Below are 9,647 nucleotides of genomic sequence, written 5' to 3' on the forward strand. Positions count from 1 at the left end.
TTTTCGCCAAAGCAGGTAAGTGGTAAATTCACTTTTCATTCGTGGCTCAAAATTCACGGTTTAGTGTGTCGCAATGCTGTGAGTTTTTTAAATATGCATTTTATGTTACTAATATTTATATAAATTGTACGATTTGTGGTGATGTAAAGCCACATAACAAGTTACTCAAACGGACGCTAAACAGTTGGCTAGCACTCGTTCCTCGTACATTTTAGCCAACAATTTCGCGCCGCTTAGTAAGGCGTTATATTTTTATCGACAACTGATGCGCATCACGCTACACTTATTGCATGATTAAATCTTTTAAGCACAAAGGACTCAAGAAATACTTCCAAACTGGAAGTGTCTCAGGTATTCAGGCAAAGCATCAACGTAAATTACGTATGCAACTAGCCGCAATAGACACCGCTCAAGAAATTGATGATATCAATTTGCCCGGTTTTAAATTACATCCTTTAAAAGGCAATAGAGATGGGATTTGGTCTATTACTGTAAACGGTAACTGGCGCATTACTTTCGAGTTTATCGATGGCAATGCATTCATTCTCAACTATGAGGACTATCACTAATGACTATGCATAATCCACCGCACCCAGGGGAGTTCATTTACGATGTTTATTTGGAGCCTGCTGGTTTTAGCTGTCGCTATCTGGCTAAACAATTAGATGTAGCATCATCTACTTTAAATCGAGTTCTTAAAGGTCAAAGTGCCATCTCTCCCGAAATGGCACTGCGCTTGTCTAAAGCAATAGGAAGAACTCCTGAGAGTTGGCTATCAATGCAAGATAACTATGATCTTTGGCATGCTAAGCAACAAATAAACTTAACCAATGTCCACTCAGTAAATTTTGCAGTGGCATAAAAAATATAACAAGCTGTTCAAACGGAAAAATAACAGTTGGCTTGCGCTTCGCGCATTATAGCCAACCATTATTTTCCGCTTAACAGGGCGTTATGATGAGTCGATATTTTTGGTGTTAAATTATAAGTTTTCCTCTATATTCGGGGCTATTGGTATTGTAATTGGACTGTGTTCTTTTTTATTTAATTACTTCATGGTTCCTGTGTCATTACCTGGATATAGTATATTGGCTGCTCCAGCAATGTTCATTCTAAGTTTTTTCAGTGAAGAAACTGATTTTGTTCCTAAAATGATTCTTTTTCTTTCAGGTCAGTTTTTAGGTTACTTTTTAATTGGTTGTATTGTTCAAATAATTAAAAGGCTTGGTTTGGCGCACACTCACTCATAACAACACGCCCTGAGGTGGACAACTAGTAAAATTTAGCTATTTATTGCAAATTTTAATAGCGGTGAACCTCTTCTTTTAAGTGCTTCTAAATATTTTGATTCGTCGTATGGTGTATGTGTCTTCCAGCACCTAAATACGATCCTGATCCACTTGAAAGCCAGTGATCTTATAATACTATTATGGGGTTTACCTTTGCTTATTTGTTGCTCGTAATAAGCCTTTGCCCAAAACGAATAACGTATCGATAAACCGGCCCATTCCACAAAGGTTTGCCTTAAAAAAGTAGGGCAACTGTACCGCCAATGTGTCCACATTTTCTTGCCGCTGCGTTCCATGACAGGCGCAATACCTGCATATTTTTGTAGCTCAGATGCATCATCATAACGATCTCTATTACTGCCCAATGCCACTAATAATCGTGGCGCAAGTTGTGGGCCTGCACCGGGGAAACTATCAAAAATAACTTTATCATTTTGAGCTTTATAGGCCTTTTTTATCACTTTATCTAGCGATTCAATACCCTTGAGTAACACTTTGAATTGCGCAATGAGTACTTCAACTAACAGTTGATTTGGTTCTATTACTCCGGTGTCTTCTGTTAATGGCATGGCATTTTTAATACTCATGATACGGGCATCATTAACCTGGGCGTAATGTGAGTTATGGCTATTAAAAAAGTTTAATAATGTTTGTTTTTTTGCTCTTTGAGCGTGAACGAGTGACGGCCATTTAAGGATGAAATCACAGAAGATAAGTGTATCTTTTTCTTTAAACCATTCAAGAGCTTGTGGGTAGTAATTCTTTAATGCGGCGGTTATCTTATTTGATAAGTCGACACTATCTTGCACCAGATTTCGACGATATTCAACCAATTGAGAGAGTGCTCGCATAGCCGCTGATTCGGGTTCAATGACGTTGAGTTTCCCCATATGTAGGGTCAAAATCTCAACTTGTAGTAGTGCATCAGAAGGATCATCTTTAGCACCACTTGGGGTAAAGGCTTTACGATATTTAGCCACGGTGGAGGGGTTAATAGTAAACAAAACAAGATGGTCATATTTTGATAACGCATAAATCAGCGGACCTTTTTTTAGCTCACAAACAACCGCTATTATTTGATTTGGGTAACGCTGTTTAAGGCTCATTGCCCATTCATGAAGCGCCTCGGGTTTACTTTTTATAATGCTGTAGTGGTATTTTTCAGTGTCGTTGGGGTGTTCACAGATATCATGTTTTTTATCTGCCCAATCGATACCGACTAAAGCAGCGAAATCATTAACGTTATAGGCTTTCATTTTTCAGCTCCTGCGGGTAAAGTTACAGGCGGAATGTGCTTAAATCTCGTTTCTCGCAGGTCTTATAGATAGTCGTGGTCGGCAATCCCTGAGTATGCGTTTAGAAAGCGAGTTGCTCTGTTGGTTCGAACGTCTTGTTAGAAACATTGAATGTCTGCCGTTCAATATTCGTAACCAACAGGAGCATGTTCCACCTAATCTAATAGTAAGTTACTTTATGAGATTAAGTGGCTTGGTCGAACTATAAGCCATTCAAGCAGGACTTTTAACAGTTGGTTAGGTTCCGCTTCGCTTCATATTTTAGCCAACAATTTTTTGCCGCTTAACGTGGCGTTAGCTTTTGTTACATACTGAAGTCGTTAACAACTATTCTTTTATGTTAACTTAAATTAAATTTTTTCTAATCAAGGATAGAGTCGTGAATAACTTACAAAAAATAGGTGGCGTCGCAGCACTTTTTGAGGCCGCTATTTACATATCAGCTTTTGTTTTTTTTGGAGCGTTTTGGGATTACCCTGTAAGTGCGGATGATACACATAAATTTATTTTTCTAACTAATAATCAGGTAATTTTATCGATAGTTAACTTAACTATGTATGTCGCCTTTGGTCTTTTTTTGGCAGTATTAGTTTTAGCGGTCCATCAACGGATGAAAACCAAAGCCCCTGTTTTATCACAAACTGCTTCGGTCTTCGGTATTATTTGGGTTGGCCTTGTCATAGCAAGTGGAATGATTGCAAATGTAGGATTAGGTGCTGTAATCGATTTGTCTGCCAAAAACGAAGAGCAAGCAATGACTCTTTGGGTAGTTATTAATACAATAGTTGAAGGTTTAGGGGGCGGTAACGAAGTTGTAGGAGGGTTATGGGTTCTTTTATTGAGTGTTGCAGGCTTAAAAATTATTGAACTACCTAAATTGCTAAACTGTTTCGGTCTTTTTATTGGTACTGTTGGTATTCTCACTATTTATCCTGCTGAAATACTGACAGAAATATTTGGCTTAGGCCAAATATTATGGTTCTCTTGGCTAGGTATGGCAATGCTTATGAGCCCTCAAAGCTAACAAGTTGCTCAAAAGGACAAAAAACAGTTGGCTTTTTTCACTTCGTTCAATATTTTAACCAACAATTTTTTGCCGCTTAATGTGGCGTTAGCAATACATCAACATGGAGTAGCAATGGAAGCAAGTATTGAAAATTCAGATAGTGAATCTCAGGCTGAATCGAACGAAATGGAATTCTATATAGTATCCCCAAAGAAATTCTTAATTTTATTCCTCGGTACATTTGGTTTTTATACCGTTTATTGGTTCTTTAAGCATTGGAGCTTATACAAAAAAAGCACAAATGAAGATATGTGGCCAATTATGAGAGGGATTTTTTCTATTTTTTTCACTCATTCTTTGTTTGCTTTGTTTGAAATGAGGTACACAAAAAAGACTGGAGAAGCTCCTAAAAGTATTAATTACATGGCAACCATATATGTTGTATTTGCTATTGGTTGTCAAATTTGTACTAACTTATCAGACAGGGGGCACGGCAACCCAGTTACCTTTTACCTTAGTTTATTAATACTTCCTGTATCTTGCTGGGTCTTATATAAAGCACAATCTTTGGTAAACTACTCTGGCGAAGATGAACAGGGTAAATCAAATAGTAGAATAACTGGCTTAAATTATTTTTGGCTAGCACTTAGTGTTGTATTTTGGTTCTTGGTTCTTGTAGGTTTGTTTACAACGCCAGTTGGTGTATAACCGTATTGCTAACAAGTCGTAAAGCAGGACAAATAACAGTTGGTTTTTGCTCCTGCGTCGCTTATTTTAGCCAACATATTATTTGCCTCTTAACGAGGCGTTAGCTGTACAAGGAGACATCAGCATTAAAATCGATTATTCACAATATACTCTCGAAGACTTACTTGATGTAAAAGTAAATATTGATAAAGATAAATATCCAGAAAACTTTGCTGAACTAATGTGGAGTTATCAAAAAGAGATCATGAACTTGAACAATTCAATAATGAAATCAAAGAAGAGGCAGAAGTAAGAAAAGGAATAATGAAGGTCAGTTGTTCTTATAAAAGGGTTGTAGGTGTTTTTTTGTTTAGTTTTATAGGTAGTCTTCCTGTTGTGCTGTCAACTGAACCGAGCATATTGAAAGGCTTAGATAAATTTTATTCCGCACTTATTTTATTAATGACAGGGTCACCTTTGTTGCATTCTTTTCGAAGTGGGTGGACGTTAAGTAGGCACGGTATAGTTACAGTCACAGAAGGTGTTTTTTCCTTCACTATTATGCAACTGTTTTATGGTTACGTTTTTAGTTTAATATTATTACTTACCATAGCAAGGTGGCCATAGTACAGTTAACAATGCCATAAAGTAACGGACACATAACAGTTGGCTGTGCTCGTTCCTCGCTGTTTTAGCCAACTATTATTTAGCCGTTTATGGCGAGCGTTATATGCTAAAGAGTGTTCAATGAAAAAATATTCATATTTAATTCTAGCTATAGTTTTTGGGGTTTTGACTATCGCAAGCGGAGCTGAATTTACTTGTCACAATTCAGCTTGCAATGGAGAGTATTCAGGTAGTGACATTTCTTTTTCAGTCTTGTTTTTTGTTATGTTCTTAATTAAAGAACAAAGAACAAAGAACAACTGAGTAAGTTAATGGATTGCATATAACAAGCACTTCAAACAGAACAAAAACAGTTAGTTAGGTTCCGCTTTGCTTCACATTTTAACCAACTGTTTTTGTCAGCTTAAGTGGACGTTATAATAATTATCAAAACAGGGAGTTAATTGATAGTATGAAGAAAGAAAAAATAGCGACCATATCTTGTTTTACTATATGTATTATTACGACTATTGCCGTTCTAAATCAGGTGTTGGTTCAAGATATAGACTTTGAACGTTTATTTTCTATGTTGGGGATGGTATTTGTTTTCTTTAGCATGGCGTGTACGCCTTGGATGTTTTTTAAACCTATAAATGAAATCTTCTCAAAATTACATAGCAGTACAAATACAGTCATATTAAAAGTTGGGCACGTAAATATTGTAAGGTCTGTTGGGCTTATTCTTGTTATAGCTTCTGGTGGGCTCACATTATTCTAATAAGACCTTCAAACGGGACAAATAACAGTTGGCTAGTTTCGCTTCCATTTTAGCTCATTAATTGGGTGTTATGTGCTAAACGTTTATAAGCCTTAAGCCTGAACATTTATTTTTATGTTTAGGTCAATGATAAAGTTAGAACTAAACAGGTTGTATCATGCTCAAATATTTTAGAATTATCAGTGTTGTTGAGGGTTTGTCATTCTTAGCTATTTTATGTGTTACGCTTGGTCTAATAAGCAGAGAATTTGTTTCTTATCTTGGCATGTTTCATGGTGTTTTATTCATGCTTTACATTGCGCTATCATTTGTTGTAGCCAAGAAAAAAGGTTGGTCTATTCTATTCTGGATAGCATTGTTTTTAGCTTCTATTGTTCCGTTTGCTTTTATTATTGTCGAACTGTTCTTGCGAAAAGAATCCACAAAACAAGCATTGTCCGTAGCATAATTTAGTTAGTGCGTGTCATACATCATGCCAAGAATGCACATAACAAGAACTTCAAGCGAAACAAAAGTTCCGCTTCGCTACACATTTTAGCCGACTGTTTTTGTCCGCTTAAGTGGGCGTTATGTGCACATGGAGTTTGTATATTCTCGAAAGTTTCAGTAAAAATCATCATAATCACATGTTTAGTTTCTTTAGGTGGTTGCTCAACAACTAAGCCAACGAATGTGCATGTGATTTTGTTGTCGGTGCGGGTGATAATGCATTCGAAAGACATGAGAATAAAAACAAGAGTAACACTCACGGAAACAAGGTTAAAAACAATCAAAATTCAGATACTCTTGAAGGCATTTTAAATATTTTGGGTGGCATGCTTACACGAAGCTTAAACAATGATTCAAGTAAGGAGTGCAGATAACAAGCAATTTAACAGGACTAAAAATTGTGGGCTGTTCGCTTCCATTTTAGCCCACAATTTTTAGCCCATTAATTGGGTGTTAGGCAATATTAAATAAAGGGGTGTTTGGTTCATGTTAGATTCTTATTCAGTTGCTTTTTTCGGTATATTAACAATCATATTGACTGTTGTAGTACAAAGTCTAGTTGCAGCAAAATCTAAAGCTTCACAGCCAGGTGCTATTCCTGGAAAAATTGATTCATCACTAAGTCATTCTTCATTCGTGTTTCGTTCAAATAGAACATTTGCCAATTCTCTAGAAAATACCACAGTGATGCTTGGTGCTTCATTTTTAGCAATACTTGTTGGGGCTAATATTTTTTGGACTGGAATCATAATTTGGATCATGGCAATATCCAGAATTATTCATATGATTCTGTATTATTCGATATCAACAGAAAAAAATCCAAGTTCAAGAAGCTATTTCTATTTAATGGCCTTGGTAGCAAATATAATACTTCTTGGTTTATGTGGTTGGGCGATTGTCTAACAAGACAATCAAAAGGACTAAAAATGATGTCTGTCGTTCGTTCCTCACTATTTTAGCCAACTATTTTTGTCCGCTTAAGTGGGCGTTAGATTTTTCATGGTTACATCAGAGTTTCAAGCTACTAAGGATAGTTTAAATGATTAAAAAAGTATTATTAGCATCTTTGTTAATTGTATCTATTTCTGTTTCTGCCAAAGAGGTTGGAAATCCACCATATAATTTATCAAACGAAGATAAATTATATGGTTTGTCATTATTTTGGAAAGAAGCGAGTTACAATTTTGCGTATTTTGACCAAGTACCCGACTTAGATTTTGATAGCGCATATAGAGAATATATCCCCAAAGTTTTAGCTACTGAAACAACTTATGAGTATTATCGCGAACTAATGAAATTTAATGCTTTACTGCACGATGGACATACTAATATTTACTTACCAAAAGGACTTTCTTCTAAGTATGTAGACTGGCCAGCCTTAAGTTTAAGAGAGGCTCATCAGCAAGCTGTAGTTACTAAAGTAAAAAGTGAGCTTCAAGCTGAAATTCCTTTAGGCTCTACCGTTGTTTCAGTTGAAGGTGTTAATTTAGAAACTTATTTAAAAACCAATGTTATGCCTTATATTGCTAGTTCAACCGAGCATATTTTGTGGAACGATGGTGTAAGAAATACATTAAACGGATCACCTGATAGTAAGGTTAATTTTACTATAAAGACTCCTTTAGGGGAGTTCAAAGACTTAACTCTTACTAGAAATGCACGACATCAAAAAATAGATAAAGTGTCGTTAAAGCTTCCCAAATCGAATGGGGAGTTATTTGAATTTAAGTGGTTGGATCGTAAGATAGCCTATATCGCTCTTAATGGTTTTCATGATGAAAAAATCCTGCAAGACTTCAATGAAGTTTATGATGAAGTTAAACAAGCTAGGGGATTAATTATTGATCTAAGGTTCAATGGTGGCGGTAATTCAAGTATTGCAGCTGAAATATTATCCCACTTTACAAATAAAGATTTAGATGGCTCTATTTGGAAAACCAGAAAAAATATTGCTGCGTTTAAAGCATGGGGAAACTATAGTGAAAAATATAAAAGTTATGCCCAAGATAATGCATGGGAGTCAGGAGCTATGGAATCGCTCAAAGCAAAAGAAAATAGTCATATTGTACCTACTTACGTGTTGATTGGGAGGCATACCGCCTCAGCAGCAGAGGATTTTTTAATCTATGCAGATAAGCTAAAGCACTTTACTACCGTTGGTGAAAAAACATATGGAAGTACGGGCCAGCCAATTTTCTTTGATTTACCTGGTGGTGGGTCTTTCAGAATTTGTACTAAAAGAGATACATACCCAGATGGGAGAGAGTTTGTAGGCTATGGTATTAGCCCAAAAATTATTATTGATCGTATGCCTGAACATCTGAGATCAGAAAAAGATATTGTACTTTCTAGCTCTATTAAAAAGTTGAAAGAACAAATCTAACAAGGCGTTTAAACGGACAAAAAACAGTTGGCTGTTTCACTTCGTTCACAATTTTAGCCAACAACTTTTTGCCGCTTAACGTGGCGTTAGTTACCCATCAATGAACATGGACGTAATATGAAAATTTTATTTCTCTTATCCCTTATTTTCTTTTCTACTATCAGTAATGCTGTTGTGAAGAGGCATGATATTCCCCCTGAAAATTATGTCATAGAAAAAGCACCTGAATACCTAATTGATATGCCACATGAAGGCCATGGTGTACTAATAAATTCACAATGGATTTTGACTGTAGCACATACTATTTTTTATGATTATGTTGGCAAGGATTTAATTGTTGGTTCAAAAGTTTATGAAATAGAAAGCGTTCATATACACCCCAATTACACTCAACCTAATAAAAATTTACTTAAAGGTGATTTAGAGCCTTTAATGAGTTTTTTTAAATCTAGAAGTGATATTGCGTTAATCAAATTAACTTCACCCGTTAATGGTATAGAACCAATCAGTATGTATACGGGTAAAAGTGAAAAAGACAAAATAATTACAGTTTATGGTAAGGGAGCTACTGGGAACGGATTAACTGGTGAAGATCCTGATACTAAATCACTTCGTGTTATGAATCAGTTTCAAAATGTTGTTGAAAGCGCAGAAGGTAACTGGCTGGTATTTAAATTTAACGAACCTGCAAATGCATTATCACTCGAGGGGATGCACGGTTCAGGAGATAGCGGAGGGGCATCTGTTGTATTTCAAGACGGTGTGCCTTTTTTGATAGGTTTATCAAGTTGGCAATTGGGGCATGGCGATATATCTTCTTTTAAAGGTGGTTTGTATGGTACTACTGCTTATCAAGTTAGGGTGTCAAATTACAATGACTGGATATTGGGTGTACTGGGTAACTAACAAGCTGTTAAATAAGGACAATGACAGTTGGCTTTTGCTCCTTCGTCGCTTATTTTAGCCAACTATCATTTGCCTCTTAATGGGGCGTTAGCTGTACAAGGAAAGTTTTGTGATCGTTATTATATTTATATCCTTAATTGCAATATCAATTTATTTTAAAGTGCGTTACAACCAAGCAATCACAAAGGCTCAAGAGTTTTGTAATTTA

At 36.0% G+C, this 9,647-nt stretch carries 10 protein-coding genes; 9 read left to right on the forward strand and 1 reads right to left on the reverse strand.

Annotation, left to right across the window (positions count from 1 at the left end; all coding sequences use genetic code 11):
- The first annotated feature begins 290 nt into the window (after window positions 1-290).
- The gene (locus H4J66_RS01115; RefSeq protein WP_146801274.1) at window positions 291-569 is read left to right on the forward strand and encodes a type II toxin-antitoxin system RelE/ParE family toxin; all 279 of its coding nucleotides are present in this window, start codon (window positions 291-293) and stop codon (window positions 567-569) included.
- Window positions 569-862 (forward strand): HigA family addiction module antitoxin, encoded by a 294-nt coding sequence (locus H4J66_RS01120; protein WP_182169464.1) that lies wholly within the window; start codon window positions 569-571, stop codon window positions 860-862. Before H4J66_RS01115 ends, H4J66_RS01120 begins: the two co-directional genes overlap by 1 nt.
- Window positions 863-1,282: 420 nt before the next feature.
- Here H4J66_RS01120 and H4J66_RS01125 read toward each other — a convergent pair whose 3' ends face one another.
- On the reverse strand, window positions 1,283-2,545 hold the full coding sequence (locus H4J66_RS01125) for an IS110 family transposase (RefSeq protein ID WP_182169467.1): 1,263 nt from the start codon (window positions 2,543-2,545) through the stop codon (window positions 1,283-1,285).
- 418 nt (window positions 2,546-2,963) lie between these two features.
- Between H4J66_RS01125 and H4J66_RS01130 the strand changes: the two genes are divergently transcribed.
- The 7 genes from H4J66_RS01130 to H4J66_RS01160 all read left to right on the forward strand — a co-directional run bounded on the left by H4J66_RS01130 (window position 2,964) and on the right by H4J66_RS01160 (window position 9,439).
- On the forward strand, window positions 2,964-3,608 hold the full coding sequence (locus H4J66_RS01130) for a hypothetical protein (RefSeq protein ID WP_182169470.1): 645 nt from the start codon (window positions 2,964-2,966) through the stop codon (window positions 3,606-3,608).
- A gap of 114 nt (window positions 3,609-3,722) precedes the next feature.
- Entirely contained in the window at window positions 3,723-4,298 is a 576-nt protein-coding gene (locus H4J66_RS01135; protein ID WP_182169473.1) for a hypothetical protein, read from the forward strand.
- Window positions 4,299-5,355: 1,057 nt separating this feature from the next.
- Complete coding sequence (locus H4J66_RS01140) at window positions 5,356-5,661, forward strand: hypothetical protein (protein WP_182169476.1); 306 nt, start codon at window positions 5,356-5,358, stop codon at window positions 5,659-5,661.
- Window positions 5,662-5,818: 157 nt separating this feature from the next.
- Window positions 5,819-6,109: a DUF3817 domain-containing protein gene (locus tag H4J66_RS01145; RefSeq protein ID WP_182169479.1), complete on the forward strand. Its 291-nt coding sequence runs from the start codon at window positions 5,819-5,821 to the stop codon at window positions 6,107-6,109.
- Window positions 6,110-6,636: 527 nt separating this feature from the next.
- Window positions 6,637-7,053 carry an MAPEG family protein gene (locus H4J66_RS01150; RefSeq protein WP_182169482.1) on the forward strand — a complete coding sequence of 139 codons (417 nt, stop codon included), beginning with the start codon at window positions 6,637-6,639 and terminating at the stop codon, window positions 7,051-7,053.
- 136 nt (window positions 7,054-7,189) lie between these two features.
- Window positions 7,190-8,533 carry a S41 family peptidase gene (locus tag H4J66_RS01155; RefSeq protein ID WP_182169485.1) on the forward strand — a complete coding sequence of 448 codons (1,344 nt, stop codon included), beginning with the start codon at window positions 7,190-7,192 and terminating at the stop codon, window positions 8,531-8,533.
- A 117-nt stretch (window positions 8,534-8,650) separates the two neighbouring features.
- Window positions 8,651-9,439 (forward strand): trypsin-like serine protease, encoded by a 789-nt coding sequence (locus H4J66_RS01160; protein ID WP_182169488.1) that lies wholly within the window; start codon window positions 8,651-8,653, stop codon window positions 9,437-9,439.
- Window positions 9,440-9,647 lie beyond the last annotated feature (208 nt).

Source organism: Colwellia sp. MB3u-55 (assembly GCF_014076785.1).
Classification (GTDB): domain Bacteria; phylum Pseudomonadota; class Gammaproteobacteria; order Enterobacterales; family Alteromonadaceae; genus Colwellia_A.